The following is a 16719-nucleotide window of genomic DNA, read 5'->3' as shown; positions in this document are numbered from 1 at the left end:
CTTAACCAAGGAGATTGACATGCTGAATCGACGAACAATGATCAAAACTGTAGGCGCGCTTTCTCTCGCCGCCTCGGCCCTGACAACAAAGTCTGTGTTGGCGCAGGGAAATACTGCTGCATTGGCTGGCGCTTCGCGCTCATCGGCATTGCCGCGCGGCGTGACGCTGCTGTCCATTTATCAGCCCGATGGTTCCGAAACGCTCGGCGTCAAAACTCCAAACGGCATCCTCGATGTGGCTAAGGCCAACGCATTGCTTAACGCGAACGTCCCTGTGACGCTCGAAGCGTTGCTACGTAACGGTAATGGCGCAGAATTGACATCGCTGATCGCCGCAGCGGCTCGCAATCCGGCCGCTGCGTCCGCTTACCGTGAAGAATCGTCTATACGATACGGCAGGCTGTTTACTTCGCCCGGCAAGATCGTCTGCGTCGGATTGAATTATCGCGAGCACGCGGAGGAGACGCACGAAGCTTTACCCAAAGTACCCATTCTGTTCAACAAGTACAACAACACGCTCGCAGCTCACCGGTCGACGATCAAGTTGCCGCCGCGCGAAGTGTCCTACCAGTTCGACTATGAAACGGAACTGCTCATCGTGATGGGTAAGACCGCACGAAACGTGACCGAAGCAGACGCGCTTGACTACGTGGCCGGCTATGCGGTGGGCCATGACTTCTCGGCGCGCGATCTGCAGATGGATACGGGGGGCCAGTGGATGGTCGGCAAGACGCTAGATGGCTTCGCGCCGATCGGGCCATATTTTGTGTCAGCCGATCTCGTCGGCGACCCGAACAACCTTTCGCTTCAAACCCGGATCAACGGCCAGGTCCGGCAATCGAGCAACACGAGTCGTTTCATCTTCAATACACAGGCAATGATCGCCTATACGTCGAAGCTATTCGCGCTCGAGCCGGGTGACATTATTTTCACGGGTACGCCGCCTGGCGTTATCCTCGGCAAGCCGAAGGATCAGCAGGTCTGGCTTAAGGCGGGCGACCAGATCGAAAGTACGATAGAGAAGCTGGGCACCTTGCAGTTCGATCTGGCGTAACGGCCGTACGCGGGGTGGGAAACCATCTCGCGTTTTTTGCAGCGCGACGGTTGATCAGGATCAGGCGGTCAGATGGTGAATTCTCGTAGTCGGCCGCCGGCTGCCAGGGGCATATCATGGATCCGCTTGCCGGTTGCGTCAGCAATTGCATTGGCGACAGCCGCAGACGTCGGTCCTTGCGACGCCTCCCCGGTACCCAGGAACGGTGCACCGGGCCGGTCGATGAGATGCACCTCGACGTGCAGCGGCACTTCGGAAAACCGCATGATCGGATAGCCGCTCCAGTCGAAGCTTCGGATACGTTCGCTGTCGTATTGCACCTGCTCATACAGTGCCCAGCTGGCCGACTGCAGAATGCCACCTTCGACCTGGTTACGCACGCCGTCCGGATTGACGATCTGGCCACAGTCGAGCGCCGCGACGGCTCGTTCGATCTGCACGGCTCCGGTTTCCGGCACGACGCGAAGTTCGACGGCGATCGCCAGATAGCTCATCAGGTTCTTGTACTGTGCGAACGCGAACCCCACACCGTGGCCCGGGCGTCGCGCGTGCTTCGGGTTCCAGCCAAACTGCCGCGCTGCCAGCTCGATCACGTCACGACCACGAGCGTTGTCGAGATGTCGCAGCCGGAATTCAACAGGATCGACCTGCGCCGCGCTGGCCAGCTCATCCATGAAGCTCTCGATCGTAAATATGTTCTGGAAGGCGCCGAGTCCGCGCTGGGCTGAGACTCGCAGTGGCATGTCCGGCAGAAAGTGGTGCTGGATGTTGAAATTCGGGAAGTTGTAGAGCGGTATGCTGTTGCGGTCGCCGCCGCCTTCCGGCATCGGGATGGGTTGGGGCGGGGCAGGCGTAAAGGGCTGCGCGAGATATTGCGCGCCGAGCAATCGCCCCGCGTTGTCGATACGGAAGTTGTGCGTGTTGCTCCAGATTTCATATTGCCAGTCGATCACGTGGCCGGTCGCGTCGAGCGATGCGCGCACGTCCGTCACCATTGCTGGCCCGAACAGATCCCATGTATGTTCCTGCTCGCGCATCCATTGGACACGTATCGGTCGGCCGGGAACGGCCCGTGCGATGAGTGCGGCATCGGCGGCGGCATCGTCGGCGGGATTGTGGCCGTAGCAACCGGCGCCGGGAACGTGGATGCAGCGGATGTTTTCCGGTTTCATGCCGAGCATCTCCGCGAGCCCGCCGCGCAGCGGGAATACGCCTTGTGCGTGCGTCCACACGGTCATCTTGCCCTGATCAAGATGCGCGACGGCACACGACGGCCCAATCGATCCGTGGGACAGATACGGCTTCGTGAACCTGGCGTGCAGCGTTCGCACGGCAGGTTGCGCCGGACCATGTTGCTCGGCCACCTGAATTTCCCGCCGCGGGAGCGTGAGCAGCGTCTCGTAGATTGTCGCTGGCGTCGGCAGCTTCGCGGAGGTGTCCCAGCGGGCGGTCCGCTCGAGCGCACGCATTGCCTGGATCGCCTGCCATTCGTCCTCGGCGACCACGGCAAGATAGCTGCCGTCGCGGACAACCTTGACGACACCCGGCATCATTTCCACCGCGTTGTCGATGGAAATCAACCTGGCGCCATACGAGGGAGGGCGCACCGCCCTTGCGTGGAGCATGCCGGGCAGGCGCATGTCCTGCACGTAGCTCGCTCCACCGGTGACTTTGCCGGGAATGTCGATGCGCTGTATCGGCTGCCCGATGACGTGATGTCGAGCCGGCGCGATCAACTGCGACTGCGCGACGGCGTTACGGTGCAGGTTGAGACCGCTGACTGCCTCGCCGAACGTGAGTCTGCGGTTATCCGGCGCGACGATCGTCCCATCGCGGATCTGCAGCGTATCGGCGGACACGCCCAACTTGCCGGCGGCGGATTCCAGCAACAGGACACGCACTTGCGAGCTCGCATGCATGATGGCTGTACCGCTGTCCGCGGTGGAGTGGCTGCCTGCGGTGTAGCCCTCGTTCGGCGTCGAGCCCGTGTCGGCGGTGATCAGGTGAATGTCACCGGGACGAACCTGAAGCTCCTCGGCGGCGATCTGGATGAAACCGGTGCTGATTCCCGTGCCTAGTTCAGCCTTGCCAGTGTATACGGTGATATGACCATGTTCGTCGATGCGTATCCATGCATCGAGCGAGGGCGTCCCGGCCAGGTTGCCAGGCAAGCTGGTCAATGCTGCGCTGGTAGCATTGGGTGCGGCGTCTTCCGTGGCCCGCTGGGCCATGACGTCCACAGCAGGAAACAGCGCGAAGCTCACCGTCAGGGAGCCGGCGACGAGGAGGCGTCGGCGGCCTGGGTTCGTGGGGGCGTCCGGATTGGAGGGGGGACGCACGTTCATGCATCGGCTCCCTGCGCGCGGTGTTGTTCACGCATTGTCTGCGAGGCTTCCACGATAGCGCCGATGATACGCATGTGGGTACCGCAACGGCACAGGTTGGGCTGCATGTGTTCGCGAATCTCGACTTCTGTGGCGCCGGGCTTCTGTTCGAGTAGCGCCTGTGCGCGCATGACCATGCCGGCGATGCAGTAGCCGCACTGCGCCGCTTGCTTGTCGATGAAGGCTTGCTGAAGCGGCGACGGCCGCTCGACGGTACCGAGTCCTTCGATCGTCAGCACCGGTCGGTCCTTGACGGCTGAGATAGGCATCAGGCACGAAAACACTGCGCGTTTACTGACGACGACTGTGCAGGCGCCGCACTGTCCGAGCCCGCAGCCGTATTTCGCTCCATTGAGCTTCAGATGATTTCGCAGCGCGTAGAGAAGCGGCATGGACGGGTCGACGTCGAGGTTGTATTCGACACCGTTGACTGAGAGCTTGGTCATGGTTGTGGAATCTCCTTGCGGATTGCGGCGGTCGTCCGGGATACGTCTTTCCAGACGGGGCGCTGCGCATACTGGGTACGCAGGTAGGCGAGAAGGTCGTCGACCTGGTCGTCGTCGAGAACGTCGGCAAACGGGGGCATGTAATGCGCCGTCGCAGAGCCGTTCCACGGATTGCCCTGCAAGACGAGATGGATCGCATCGCGTGGGCTGTCGGAGGTGAGGACGGAGCTGAGCCCGAGCGCAGGGCTGCCACCGATTTCGCGCATCGGCGCTTCGCTCGCATGACAGCCGGCACACGACGATGCGAACAAGGTCCCGCCACGGATGGACTGTGCACTTGCATCGTCGGTCCTGGAGGCTTTCTCGCGGGAGGATGCAGGTTGCGCCGGTGCGGGCGGCGGTTGCAACGACATCAGGTAAGTGGCGATGGCCTCTACATCGGACTCCGGCGCGTTGCCCAGGTGTTGCGTGACGGGCAGCATTGGACCAGCTGCGGCGCCGTGCTCGGAGGCGAGCCCGGTACGCAGGTAGTCGACGAGCTGTGTGTGGGTCCACGGTTTTGGCGCACGTGTCAGTGCGTTGAGCGGCGGCGCGTTCCAGCTGTCAATCAGGTTGCCCGCGAATGCTTCGCCGTTTTTTTCCGCACCCAACGCGTTCATCGGCGTGTGGCACGATGCGCAGTGGGCGGCTCCTTCTACGAGATAGCGGCCCCGCAGCCATGCCGGCGATTCCGACCTGTCCGGCGGCTGAAGTTCGCCCGTTTTGAGGTACAGCAGATTCCACCCAGCCACGAGTGGCCGGAAGTTGAGCGGAAAGCGCAGATCGTTCGGGTGCGCCGGTGCGCTGACTGGTGCGACTGACATCAGATAGGCATAGAGTGCAGCGATGTCGCTGTCGCTCATCTTCGTGAAATGCGGATACGGAAAGGCTGGGTACAGCAGATGGCCGTCGCGTGAAACGCCTTCGCGCAGCGCGCGCGTGAACGCATCGAGCGGCCAGCGGCCAATGCCGGTATCCGGATCGGGCGTGATATTCGTGCTGTAGATCACACCGAACGGTGTATCGAGTGGCATGCCGCCTGCGAAAGGTTTTTCGCGGTTGGCGGTATGGCAGTACATGCAGTCACCCACTTCTGCGACTTGCTCCCCGTGGGCGACCAGCGCCGTGTCGGCGCCAGTCGGTGCAGGGGCCAACAGCGGCTCAATCGAGGGTTGCCATGCGTAACGGATTGCGCATGCAAGGGCGACTCCCGCCACTCCGAGCATAATCAAACCAAGCTTTCCAGCTTTCACCATCAGAACTCCCAAGCGAAGGTGGGATCGTCTGAAACCCACGATCACATTCGCCCTTGTATTGGCGAACGTTACAGATTGCTGGGGCGGTTGTTTTTCTCTACGATTTGCTTGTGCTCGTAGTCAGTGCTGGCAATGATGCCGTCACGATGGCTAGTGTTCTTCAGAAACCCACTTCAGCGTAGCAAGCCAGAGATCATGGCCGCGGTGCATGAGGCTCTCATCGGTCTCGCGTAGATGGGCTGGGGCGGCACCGTTACCTACTTCGTCCATCGCTACACGACAGGAGCTCCCCTCAGGCGTGAGATACCACGTGTGGTAGAAGCTGGGCTGAGTACCTGGTGCATAGCCGTACCAGCCGATACGCGTGTACGGAACGAATTCGTGAATCCTGCTTTCCAGTTGCAGGCCGAATGTTGTCCAATGAAACACGGAGTCGCGAGTGAGGACGGGGCTGTCACCGATGATGTGGACATCTTTCGAATTTGGATACCACTGAGGCCATTTGGTGGCATCGATTATGTTGTCCCATACGCGTTCGCACGACGCATGGATGACGGTCTCATTGTGGGAAAAGAGGTCGGCTGTTTCCGGGTTGAAACCTTCGGGCCAGTGAATCTCCCGCGAACGGTGTTGGAGATCGAATTGCATCGTTTTGACGTCGTTTGTGGCCGGCTGAGCGGTCGGCTGCATACTGCCCTGGCTAAATGCGGGGAACGCTGCAAGCGCGCTCCCTGCAATCGCCAGCAATGCGAGGGCGCGGGGAATAGTCATATTGCCTTCAGTCATGGGGTCGTCCTTTCGTCTTTCTCACCTATTTGCTGTGGGATTAGACACGGTCCTTGTCATGAAAGCGCTGCATCCAGTGCGGATACGGTACGTCCGGTTGCGAGATGCGATCGAGCCGGTCACGGAGTTCTGGCGGGAGCACGAGTTCTGCTGCTTGCAGATTGGCGCCAAGTTGCTCGTCGGAACTTGCCCCGACGATCACGGTTGCCACTTCGTCGCGCCCGAGCAACCAGGCGAGCGCGACCTGCGCTGGCGTTGTGTTCAGTGCATTTGCGACCACGCGTAATTCCTCGACGATGGGATCGACCTTTTGCGGAACGATTGGCGGAAAGTTGAGATTGGTGCGCCGACCCTTTGCAGATTCGCCGTTCTGCGCGGTGTATTTGCCGCTCAGATAACCGCCTGACAGAGGACTCCAGACCATCAGCGCCATGTCGTGTTGCCGTGCGACGGGCGCGACTTCGTGCTCGATGTCGCGTGCGGCCAGCGAGTAGTGCACCTGATTACTGGCAACCTGCGCCCAATGCGCCTGCGACGTGATCGCGTGTGCCCGCTCGAGTTCGGAAGCACTGAAATTGCATACTCCGATGTGCCGGACCTTGCCCTGTGTAACCAGATCGTCGAGCGCGCGCAAGGTTTCGTCGAGCGGTGTAAGTGCGTCGCGATCGTGCAGTTGCAACAGATCGATGTGATCGCGGCCGATCCGCTTCAGGCTCGTTTCGACCGTGCGGATGATATGCGAGCGCCCAAGGCCCACCTGGTTGGGGCCGGGGCCTGTACGCAGGCGGACCTTGGTGGCGACGAGCATGCGCGTTTCGTCGAGGCCCAGATCGGCCAACACCTGGCCGACCACCACCTCGGACTGACCCTGCGAATAGGCATCGGCAGTATCGATCAGATTCACCCCATTATCCAGGGCAAGACCCACAAGACGTGCTGCCTGCTCACGATTGAGGCCGGCGATCGTTGCCCAGATGCCTTCACCTGCGCCGAACGTCATGGCGCCGAGTGTGAGACGGGAAATGCGCAGGCCGGAGCGGCCGAAGGTGCAGTAGTTCATGACAGTGAGCCCGCTTTATGTTGAGAACACTTCACACAATAGGGAATCGACGGTCAATCGCCTAGAGCGTAAGATGCGAAGACTCTTTTCGGCTTAAGCGAGTAATCGGATGCGCGTTGATCAGTTGGCTGCCATGCGTCTTTTCGTGCGCATTGTGGAAACGGGCTCTTTCGGTAAGGCAGCCCGTTCAATGGACATGTCTTCTTCGAATGCAACGGAACGGGTGGCCCGCCTTGAGAAAATCCTGGGCGTGCGGCTTTTGGCCCGCACGACGCGTGCGGTTGCCGCCACCGAGGCTGGTACGCGCTATTACGAGGTCTGTCGCCGGGTGCTCGGCGAACTGGACGAAATCGAAGCTTCACTGACCGGTTCTCAAGAGGCGCTCGCGGGGCGGGTCCGAATCAGTGCGAACATCTCGATTGCCCGTTCGATTCTCATACCGCGCTTGCCTGATTGGTTTGAGCAGCATCCGCAGATCCACGTCGAACTGGTGATGAATGACCATCGCAGCGATTTTGTACGCGACGGGATCGATTTCGCGGTACGGATTGGAGGACTTGAGGATCAGGACCTGGTGCTGCGGCCCCTGGGGCGTCCACGACGCGTCACGGTCGCCTCGCCCGCGTATCTACGGAAAAGGGGGCGGCCGCAGTGTCCGGAAGACCTCGCCGAACACCATCTGATCGACTTTCTGCTGCCGCAGCAAGGAGCGCGGCTCGAGTGGGAGTTCGACAAGAACGGGGAACGGCAGGAACTGTTCCCTCGCAGTATCGCCTCGATTGGGGATTCCGATGCCCGGCTGCAACTGGCGATCGCCGGCATGGGTATCGTCCAGAGCCTCTCGTTCCTCGCTGCGCCCGCACTACGCGAGGGCAGGCTGGAGCGGATCCTGACCTCATGGGAGACGCCAGCGCCCGAAGTATCGATTCTCTATCCAAGACACCGCCATCTGCCAACGCGGACCGAGGCCACGATGGATGCCTTCACAACATGGATCAGGGAGGTCATTCGTGACGCGGCTTGAACGGTCCGTTGAGAGTGGCCGATCTCATGGGTTCAGTCTTCCATCACGGCGATGTGATCCCGGATGCTTTCCGCTCCCAGCGGTGCCGTCTCACCTGCGTCGACCAGCATCCAGCTCAGGGCGGCGGCTATCAGTGCAATGGCGCCGGCCGTAAAGAACACGGCCTCATACCCACTTCCAAAGCTCCACTGCGCAAATGACGAACCACCGCGCTGGCCAGCCAGCACCTGCGCGGCATGCAAATTACCACCCGTGATCATTCGCGTGAGCTCTTTGCGCACCGCCGCCGGGTACCCAGGCAAAGCGTCTGCGAGCGACGCCTGGACGCGGGAAACCAGGATCGCCCCCAGCGTCGCAAAGCCGATCACGATTCCGCTGAACTTGACGGTACCCGAAACCCCGGAGGCCATCCCCGCACGGTCTGAGGGAATGACAGTCATGCCGACCCGGGCGGTTTCCCCATTGAGAATTCCGGCACCGCAAGAGGCGACGAGCATGCTGACGAGGATGGGTGTATAGGCGAAACTGCGCATTTCGGTGGACGTCCATATCAATCCCAGCCCGACCAGTGCCAAGCCTGTGCTGAGAAGCAGGCGACCGGAACAACGCGGCGCCAGCCACCAGGCGACGACGCGTGGGATCACGAATAGCGGCAAGGCCATTGGCAACATGAGAAGCCCTGCGTCGAGCGGCGTGCGGCCCATGCCATTCTGGAAGTACATCGGCAAATAGGTCAGCATGGTCAGAAAAGCCATCCCGTAGGCTAGTCCGGCGATATTGGCGCCGACATACGTTGGCTGGTAAAAAAAGCGCAGATCGACCATTGGCCGGACTTGTCGTGTCTCGGCAGTCAGGAACCCGGCAAAGAGGACCGCTGCCCCGATGAACTCCGCCAGAATCAGATGATTGGACCATCCGGCACGGTTACCCGAGATAAGGGCAAGCGTCAGCAATATCAGAGAGCCGCCGAAGGTCGTCACACCAGCAATGTCGAGTCGCTTCGCTTGCGGATCTTTCGAATCCTCGACCGCGTACAGCGTCAACGCGATCATTGACACGCCCACCGGTAAATTGACGAAGAAAATCCAGCGCCAGCCGAGATATTGGGTGATCAGGCCGCCGGCGACTGGCCCGAGCATGATCGCAACGCCGATGACCGAGCCCCAGAACGAAAACGCACGGGCCCGTGCGAGTCCACGAAATGAGTGGGAGAGGGTTGCCATCGCCGCACTCAGCTGCAAGGCCGCACCGACTCCCTGTAGTGCTCGTGCCCAGTTGAGCGCCGTATCAGAGTGTGCCGCGCCGCACATCGCCGAGGCGCCCGTAAACAGGACCAGGCCGACGATCAGCATGCGTTTGCGACCAAAGCGGTCGGCAAGCGTTCCGGCCGGCATGAGCATGGCCGCAAAGGTCAAGGTATAAGCGCTGATAACCCATTCGACTGCGGCGAAATCGGCATGTAACGAACGGGCAATCGAACTCAACGATACGGCGATGATGTTTCCGTCAAGGTTGATCATGAACGACGGTATGGACACGCACAGCATGATCAGGAGTTGTTTTGATGCCTTCATGGACTATCTCTCCTACTGGGGCCGTCTGCATGGGAAGTTGTCCGCAGCTGCGCGCTCCCATCCTTTCCCTAGCCTTGATGAATTTGATGACAACGATTGCAACGTTCAGACTTATATCATATTTTTTCTATTTAAATCAATATTATGATGTTTTGCAATCGTTATCATTTGTGGTTTCGTGGGGCGAGTTGCCGGGAATTCAACGGGCCGGGATGCTGCGATGCTTTTGGCGCCTCCATTGGAGACGGGCATGAAGAGAATTGCTGTTTTGATACACTCAACGCCGCACGATCTTATGGGTATGAACATGCCGGTATCGGGGTGTACATGGTGAATCTGAAACAAGTCGCCGCGCTTGCCGGGGTGTCGTCGTCCACCGTTTCGCGCGCGCTTGCAGCGCCGGAGCGCCTGCACCCGAAGACGCTGAAAAAGGTCAGAGAGGCAATTGCGTCGCTTGATTACGTCCCGTACGCGCCAGCCCGCGTACTCCGGTCGGGTCGCTCGCGAACCATCGGTATCGTTGCGCCGACATTGATGAACGAGTTGTACGCGCGAGCCGTTGATACCCTGGAAAGCGAATTTCTTCAGTTGGATTACACGGGGCTGCTAACCTGCCATCGTGATGATCGAGATCTGGAGTTGCGTATCGTTCGGACGCTTATCGAACGCGGAGTCGATGGCCTCGCGCTAGTCGGTTCCAGCCATCATCCCGACGTGCTAACCCTGATACGCAGGCAGAAACTTCCTTATGTATTGATGTGGGCGACTGACCCGGAGCGCGTTCATCCGACCGTCGGCTATGACAACCAACGTGCCATGGGGCGCGTCACTGAGCATCTCGTCAACCTTGGGCATGTCCGTATTGGCGTGCTCACAGGTCCGTCCGATGTCCATCAGTTGTCGGCCGCGAGACTCTCGGGCATACGCGAGGAGTTGGGGCGTCATGGAATAGCCTTGCGGCCTGAAGCTGTGATCGCTACGCCGTATGACCCCGAGTCCGTTCGCTCCGCAGCGCGTCAATTTCTTTCCAGGGCAAATCCTCCGACTGCGCTTATCTGCAACAACGATTTCGTAGCGGCCTGGGCGCTTGCCGAGTGCAGAGCGCTCGGCGTTTCCGTTCCGGGTCAGGTGTCGGTAACGGGTTTTGGCGACTGGGATCTAGCCAGACTCGGTTCTCCATCGCTCACCACCATCCATTCCGATGCCGTTAAGATCGGACACCTAAGTGCTGAAAACCTGTTGGCGCAGGTCAACAACGTGGGTAATCAGCCCGTCAGGCAAGACGAGTTCGAAGCGGAACTCATTGTGCGGGAAAGTACCGCTGCAGCGCCGGCGGTATAGATTGGCCTGCTTTCGAACGACATACCTCAGCGAGCTTCGTGTCTGGAAGGCGCGGAGTATGCAGGTTGCGCGGATCCTGTCGGGACGCTGAAAAACTCCCTCGGTCGCGCGCTGCGGAGTGAACCGCTAAAGTCGCGTTACTGACGCGCACGGCCTTGGCCGCTCGCTTTGTGTTCATATGCGGCTGGCAACCGGTTGCACAGATCCTTGACCAGCGTGCCCACCCATGCGCGATCGTCACTACTGAGCCGCTCGAGTTGCTCGGCGATCTCCAGGCTGACATCTGTTGGCCGGTCGGACGCGCGCCTGAGCAATGTCACGACCGGAATTTTATAGAGATCCGCTAGCTCCAGCAGACGCGGGATGGTCGGCCAATGCGCGCCGCGCTCAAAGCGGCTTACGGTCTCGACAAAAACGCCAAGATGTTCGGCCACCTGCTCCTGCGTTAGCTGTGCATCGGCTCGGGCCGCTGCTAGCGCGCGCCCCAAATGCTTTGCGGTCTTCTGCTCGTTCACGGCAGTCAAAAGTCACCATTTCATGTTGTCATTCAACATGAGATGGTCTCTTCAATGTACTGATCTGATAACATCGCTTTATATTGGTTGGCAACATTAATTGTTGTCTTGTCGTGTGTTTTGCGTTTCCGTGTCACCGTAAGGGAGAGATATGTTGTTCACAGATGCAAACTGGGCCGAGTCGAGTGCGTTCCGGCGCGCCATCGCAAAGCCGTTCCAACCGTGGAGGTGTGTGGGATGGACGGACGACACGATCTGTTTCTGGGTTTTCCCCGCGCCCCAGTCTGACCGGACCGGAGCACTGCCCGACGGGTTGCTGGTCGTCGACCCGGCGGCGCTTCTCGATATCGCGAGTGAACTGACGTCAGGGAGCTTCTCTGTGTACGTCATGGATGCACCCGCCGAGGATCGGCCATCTGCGCGAATGCAACGCGTGACAGGCTTGTTGACCCAGCAGCAAATCATTGCGCCGGCGTACGACTACTGGTACAGAACGGAAGAGGGTGATCTGCATCCCTGCTCCCGGCTGCGGCATCGCCTTCCCAACGACGCCCCATTGCAGCTTGCACTCAACCTGGATGCACAGGATTGCAATGACCCGGTTGTAGACGCGACGTAGTCGAATCGGACATGGAGGACATCACCCGGTTGGTCCAGCTTCTGATGGATTTCGCGCCACGCGGAGAGCCGCTCGATCTAGGCTTCCTCGCCGAATACGGCGTGACGTCGGTCGAAGCGTCAGATCTCGTAACAGGCGGTTGGCTGCGGCGACTTTCTGACGACGCTTACCTACTCCGAGGTGATTTGCCGGCTCTCGACGGCACCGTTGCCTTTTTTGCCCGACGCGTTCCCGGGCTTCATGTGAGCGGCAAGGCCGCATTGGACATGCGAGGCATACGCTATTACCTGTACGCACGCCCCCGGATCAATCTGTGGGGCGCCGTGCCCTTCGAATTTCCTTCGTGGGCGAAAGAGTTGCTGTTGCTCACGTACGAGCACGACCGCCTGTTTGACGATGCCTTGCCGACGACGTTCGCGATTTCGGCGTTGCCCGCGCGTAGTGCAAGGATGCCGGTGGCGGCCACAGAACGTGCCATCCTGGAATATCTGGCCGGTTCTGTGCATGACGAAAGGCTGCACGAGGATAACGTCAATCTCGTGGGCATGCTGCGAAACATCCGCCTCGACGTGCTGCAAAAACTGGTTGATCACTGCCCGCAGCGCGATGTTGTCTGGACGCTCAAGTCTATCGGGGAAGATGAAGATTTCGAGTGGGCGAAGCAGCTAGTATGCTGAACCTTTTCACCGTGAAAACGATGGGCCATTAGCTGCTTCTGGTCGAATCCGGTATCTGTCGGGCGCGCTGGCGCACAGTACGCCGCGAGGCTCCCGTGCCGCCGACAACCGCCACGCGCTGGATTACCGTCACTTCATCGATTCTCTCAAGCGCAAGCCTCAGGCGTTCAGGGGACTTGCGTTTCGCGACGCGCTGTTTCCGCGCGATGCCCACCGCCGGACCTGGGAGCGGCTGGAGGCGCAACCGATGCAACGTCAGGCATGCAAGACCATGGTGGGGTTGCTCGAACTTGCAGGACACCACGGCGTTGAAGCGTTGCTGGCGCAGCGGCTTGATGCGTTACTCGTAGTCGGCGAACTGCCCGACCTGAAACAGTTGCGCGACGAATTCGCTCCGCGCGAGGCGCTGTGTCCCGAGGTGGTGGTCGAGATGCCTCTCATCGCAGTCTATGACGAACTCCTCGACAAGGCGGCCGCATGAACGCACCCGCCTATGAGAACGGTCGTCTGGCCCTGATGCTCAACGAGCTGCGCCTGCCCACCATCGGCAGGTTGTGGCCCGAGTTCGCGGAACGCTCTGACAAGGAAGGCTGGCAGGCTTCACGGCTGCTCGGCGCATTGCTCGAGCACGAACTGGCCGAACGCGCCAAACGACGCATCGAGCGCCACCGAACCGAGTCGCATCTGGACCCGACCAAGACACTTGCTACCTTCGATTTCGGCATGGTGCCGATGGTCTCGAAGGCGCATGTCACTGCGCTGGCAACCGGGGAATCCTGGCTGGAGAAAGGCGCCACGATTCTCCTGTTCGGGCCGCTTCGTGCCGGTAAGAGTCATCTGGGATCGGCCATCGGGCACGCGCTGATCGACGCTGGCTACCGGGTGCTGTTCACGCGCACCAGCGAACTCGTCCAGAAGCTGCAGGCTGCACGCCAGCGCCTGCAGCTGCCATCCGCGCTCGCGAAGCTCGATCGCTTCGATCTCATCATCTTGGATGACCTGTCGTATGCGCGCAAGGACCAGGCCGAAACCAGCGTACTGTTCGAGCTGATCGCCGAGAGGTATGAGCGAAAAAGTCTTTTAATAACGGCCAATCAGCCGTTCTCTGGCTGGAATGACGTGTTCCCCGACCCCGGCATGACGGTCGCAGCCATCGACGGGCTTGTCCATCACTCGACGATCTTTGAACTGTATGTGGAAAGCTATCGCCGTCGAAAGGCCAGCGACAAACAGAGCGCGCCGGCGACAATTACGATGGAGGCGCGACAACTATGAATTAGCCAGCGACAACTACACCCGTTGACCGGCCAAAATAGTTGTCGCTGACCGGCCGTGCTGCTTGACGCTGTCTAATCGGCAGCCGCCGCCTGACGTACGAGACTGCCTTTACGTTTCTTGGCAGTGCTTCCGATGAAATCAGTTCGCTGAATCCGCGCGAGCGTATCATTTTCGGCGCGTCAACTGTCAGAGAGGCGGACTATAGCTTCCTTATAGAAAGCAGAAAACGATTTCTCCATGAAGCCAAGAAACTTCCCCTGCTACTGGTATCGAGCAAAAAGAAAGTGCTGCCCGACTACCTTCCGACACTGGCAGGCCAGAAGACAACGTTGTTCTGGCATGGCGCCATTCCTGGGTTGACCGACAAGAAGAACTCCTTCCGCTTCGACCTTGATGCCAGTTCTCCGTACGCGGGCGTCGCGCTCAGATCCGGAGCGCTGCGACCTTGGGCAAGTGCAGCGGCTGCGAACGCGCCGGAGTAGTCATAGACTCAGGTACTGCACGACGCGTGCGGAGTCGAGCCGGATTTGTATTCGTGATGATCTGGGCGTGTTCCTAAATGTGCCGGCCGTTCCTGACTATCTGGATATCCGCGGCTACGAGTCGGAACCGCCTGTCTTCGCGGGTCACACCACTGCGGATGCCCGTGTGGGTCTTCAGCAATACCGTACTGGATGGCGCAGATCGATGCCTGGCAAAGAGGATGCCAGGGCACACTTCGTTAGCTGGCGAACGCTTTCTGCCGCCTTGGCCAGCTATTTGCGTACGCGAAAAAAAGCCGCCGCGATGCCGCGACGGCCTTTTGTCTTGCCCGCTTCACTCAGCCGAATAGCTCCGGGTGAGTCCCCGCCCGTACAAAAATCACCGCGTCCTTTGTGATCCGGTAGATCAAAAGAAAGTCGCCGCCAACATGGCACTCCCTGTGATCCTTCCAGTCGCCAGTCAACGCGTGGTCCTGGTACTCGGCCGGCAGCGGCCCCTCATTCATGCCCAGCAGCATCATGGCCCGCTTGAGCCGGATAAGGTCATAACGCCCCGACTCCGACAGCCGATTCCAGTCCTTCCTGAAATCCTTACTCATGTCGCTGCGCAGGGGCAGCGTCGTACGTTTGCTACTTGCGCCCTTCTTTTTCAAGCTCATCGATTAGCTCCGCTACAGAGCCGAAGCGCGCCTTTTCCCGCATCGCCCGGGATTCCCTGAGCGCTCTTACTGTTGCCTCATTTGGTTGCCGAACCTCAAACGGCAATCCCTTGTAAAGCACGACCTGGCGAAGGAACAGGCGCATCGCGTCAGACAGCGTTAGCCCGTTCTGTGCGAGTACCTTCACGGCTGCTTCCTTCAATTCCGGTTCGATTCGGGTACGCACATCGGCTGTCTTGTTATCAACAGTGGTTCCGACCATTGCATATCTCCACTCCAGAACCGTGCAAGTTCAAAGGCCAAGCCGCTTCACCGTTACCGGAAATAGTTACTTCATACTGCTATGAAATTGAAAATGACGATAAACAGCGAGATCCCGCGCGGGCCTTTGGTGGAATCTCGCGTAGGTTGATTGTATCTCAAAAGGTGGCGTGTAGCTACAACGTTGCTACAAAAATCGCGACAAGCCCGGGGCATTTTTCGCGTACGCGAAAAACCGCGATACTCTCCCATACGAGCCAGTTCGGCTTGGCGGCGGCTGGACTGGCCGGAAAAGCCGTCCACCCTACAGGCCATCACGTGCCTCTAGTCTTGCGCAAGCCTCAGCGAAGCAGTACATCCATCGAGCGGGATCAGGCTGCTGCGTAGTTCTAGCTGGCCCCGGCATTGTGTGCGGTGACTGGAGAAAGCCACCATGGCGAGTTTTGATGAAGTCGGGTTCCTGTCTGACGATCTTGAGGGCTGGCAGACGGCTGCGCGTGAACTGTTCGCCGGGCCCTTCGAGTTCGCGGGGCGCGCGAACGAGATGGGAATGCGAATGCGGAAGGCTTTTGATCTGAACGAGCTCCGCGAGGAAGTAAAGTGGGCCATTGCCGGGTTCGTACGGGCGTTGGGAGCGTTCCAGGGGGGCATCCTGATGGCTAGTCGCGGAGCGCTGCCAGAGGCTCGTGCGCTGGCACGCTTGTGCACAGAATCCGTCATCGTAACGGCCGGATTGGCAAAGGTGGAGGGCACGCTCGAACGCCTCCGCGAGGACGATGCAGCGCACGATCTCGGTGTATGTAACCGGGTTCTCGAACTCAACGGAAATGACGCTGGGGACGAACGGCTGGAAATTTTCAGGAGAAGGAAAGCTGAGATTGAAGCGCAGTATGACAGGCCGCGATCACTGAAGCTTGCGACGCTTGCTCATGAGTCAGATCTCACGCTGCTCTACGAACTTTCGTACAGGTTCACATCCGGGAACGGGGCACACGCGACGCTGGGTGCATTTGTTCGCCACATGAGGGAAGGTATCGACGGCGAGCCAGACGCGTACTTCTTCGGGCCCGATACGTCCGACATGGCGTCGACGCTTTTATGTGCCAACGCCGCTGCGATCCACCTGATCAACCTCGCTGTCGACAGCATGGGGCTGGGTGAATTCAACGCCGAACGCGGCGATCTAACTTTGCACTGGAACATTCTCAGGCCGGACCTCGAAGCGGCGAGCGCGGCGGAGGGGTTGGACTGAACTTTGGCAATT

General features: G+C 59.7%; 16 protein-coding genes and 1 pseudogene. 8 read left to right on the top strand and 9 right to left on the bottom strand.

The window, feature by feature from the left end:
- The first annotated feature begins 37 nt into the window (after window positions 1-37).
- Window positions 38-1054, top strand: a complete 1017-nt coding sequence (locus P3T20_RS24465; protein WP_254368981.1) for a fumarylacetoacetate hydrolase family protein — start codon at window positions 38-40, stop codon at window positions 1052-1054.
- Between the two features lie 68 nt (window positions 1055-1122).
- Here P3T20_RS24465 and P3T20_RS24460 read toward each other — a convergent pair whose 3' ends face one another.
- The 5 genes from P3T20_RS24460 to P3T20_RS24440 form a co-directional block, all read right to left on the bottom strand.
- Window positions 1123-3399 (bottom strand): xanthine dehydrogenase family protein molybdopterin-binding subunit, encoded by a 2277-nt coding sequence (locus tag P3T20_RS24460; protein ID WP_074267599.1) that lies wholly within the window; start codon window positions 3397-3399, stop codon window positions 1123-1125.
- The gene (locus P3T20_RS24455) at window positions 3396-3884 is read right to left on the bottom strand and encodes a (2Fe-2S)-binding protein (protein WP_074267600.1); all 489 of its coding nucleotides are present in this window, start codon (window positions 3882-3884) and stop codon (window positions 3396-3398) included. Before P3T20_RS24455 ends, P3T20_RS24460 begins: the two co-directional genes overlap by 4 nt.
- Window positions 3881-5176, bottom strand: coding sequence for a c-type cytochrome (locus tag P3T20_RS24450; protein ID WP_429288136.1), 1296 nt, complete (start codon window positions 5174-5176; stop codon window positions 3881-3883). Before P3T20_RS24450 ends, P3T20_RS24455 begins: the two co-directional genes overlap by 4 nt.
- Before the next feature lie 153 nt (window positions 5177-5329).
- Window positions 5330-5965 carry an SRPBCC family protein gene (locus P3T20_RS24445; RefSeq protein WP_074267602.1) on the bottom strand — a complete coding sequence of 212 codons (636 nt, stop codon included), beginning with the start codon at window positions 5963-5965 and terminating at the stop codon, window positions 5330-5332.
- Window positions 5966-6005: 40 nt separating this feature from the next.
- The gene (locus tag P3T20_RS24440) at window positions 6006-7025 is read right to left on the bottom strand and encodes an aldo/keto reductase (RefSeq protein WP_429288111.1); all 1020 of its coding nucleotides are present in this window, start codon (window positions 7023-7025) and stop codon (window positions 6006-6008) included.
- Between the two features lie 109 nt (window positions 7026-7134).
- Here P3T20_RS24440 and P3T20_RS24435 point away from each other — a divergent pair, with 109 nt between their 5' ends.
- The gene (locus P3T20_RS24435; RefSeq protein WP_074267604.1) at window positions 7135-8049 is read left to right on the top strand and encodes a LysR family transcriptional regulator; all 915 of its coding nucleotides are present in this window, start codon (window positions 7135-7137) and stop codon (window positions 8047-8049) included.
- A gap of 32 nt (window positions 8050-8081) precedes the next feature.
- Here the strand turns inward: P3T20_RS24435 and P3T20_RS24430 are convergent, their stop codons facing one another.
- The gene (locus tag P3T20_RS24430) at window positions 8082-9623 is read right to left on the bottom strand and encodes an MFS transporter (protein ID WP_074267605.1); all 1542 of its coding nucleotides are present in this window, start codon (window positions 9621-9623) and stop codon (window positions 8082-8084) included.
- Between the two features lie 327 nt (window positions 9624-9950).
- On the opposite strand from P3T20_RS24430, the gene P3T20_RS24425 reads away from it, so the two are divergent.
- Complete coding sequence (locus P3T20_RS24425) at window positions 9951-10964, top strand: LacI family DNA-binding transcriptional regulator (protein WP_429288110.1); 1014 nt, start codon at window positions 9951-9953, stop codon at window positions 10962-10964.
- A 137-nt stretch (window positions 10965-11101) separates the two neighbouring features.
- On the opposite strand, the gene P3T20_RS24420 is transcribed toward P3T20_RS24425, so the two are convergent.
- On the bottom strand, window positions 11102-11479 hold the full coding sequence (locus tag P3T20_RS24420; protein WP_167379440.1) for a helix-turn-helix domain-containing protein: 378 nt from the start codon (window positions 11477-11479) through the stop codon (window positions 11102-11104).
- A gap of 313 nt (window positions 11480-11792) precedes the next feature.
- On the opposite strand from P3T20_RS24420, the gene P3T20_RS24415 reads away from it, so the two are divergent.
- From P3T20_RS24415 to istB, 4 genes and pseudogenes are all read left to right on the top strand, one after another.
- On the top strand, window positions 11793-12098 hold the full coding sequence (locus tag P3T20_RS24415) for a hypothetical protein (RefSeq protein ID WP_429288109.1): 306 nt from the start codon (window positions 11793-11795) through the stop codon (window positions 12096-12098).
- An 11-nt stretch (window positions 12099-12109) separates the two neighbouring features.
- Window positions 12110-12775 carry an AbiEi antitoxin N-terminal domain-containing protein gene (locus P3T20_RS24410; protein WP_074296335.1) on the top strand — a complete coding sequence of 222 codons (666 nt, stop codon included), beginning with the start codon at window positions 12110-12112 and terminating at the stop codon, window positions 12773-12775.
- A 52-nt stretch (window positions 12776-12827) separates the two neighbouring features.
- Window positions 12828-13256 (top strand): annotated as a pseudogene (locus P3T20_RS24405) (IS21 family transposase); the annotation flags it as partial.
- Complete coding sequence (gene istB, locus P3T20_RS24400) at window positions 13253-14050, top strand: IS21-like element helper ATPase IstB (protein ID WP_074267609.1); 798 nt, start codon at window positions 13253-13255, stop codon at window positions 14048-14050. The pseudogene P3T20_RS24405 and the gene istB, both read left to right, overlap by 4 nt.
- 823 nt (window positions 14051-14873) lie before the next feature.
- Here the strand turns inward: istB and P3T20_RS24395 are convergent.
- Both P3T20_RS24395 and P3T20_RS24390 read right to left on the bottom strand, forming a co-directional pair.
- Window positions 14874-15194 carry a type II toxin-antitoxin system YafQ family toxin gene (locus P3T20_RS24395; protein WP_074267611.1) on the bottom strand — a complete coding sequence of 107 codons (321 nt, stop codon included), beginning with the start codon at window positions 15192-15194 and terminating at the stop codon, window positions 14874-14876.
- Window positions 15166-15456, bottom strand: coding sequence for a type II toxin-antitoxin system RelB/DinJ family antitoxin (locus P3T20_RS24390; protein WP_074267612.1), 291 nt, complete (start codon window positions 15454-15456; stop codon window positions 15166-15168). Before P3T20_RS24390 ends, P3T20_RS24395 begins: the two co-directional genes overlap by 29 nt.
- A 432-nt stretch (window positions 15457-15888) precedes the next feature.
- Here P3T20_RS24390 and P3T20_RS24385 point away from each other — a divergent pair, with 432 nt between their 5' ends.
- Window positions 15889-16707 (top strand): DUF5677 domain-containing protein, encoded by an 819-nt coding sequence (locus tag P3T20_RS24385; protein WP_074267613.1) that lies wholly within the window; start codon window positions 15889-15891, stop codon window positions 16705-16707.
- Window positions 16708-16719 lie beyond the last annotated feature (12 nt).

The organism is Paraburkholderia sp. GAS206C (assembly GCF_050435645.1).
GTDB classification, from domain to species: domain Bacteria; phylum Pseudomonadota; class Gammaproteobacteria; order Burkholderiales; family Burkholderiaceae; genus Paraburkholderia; species Paraburkholderia phenazinium_B.
This window is presented reverse-complemented; position numbering and strand designations above follow the sequence as displayed.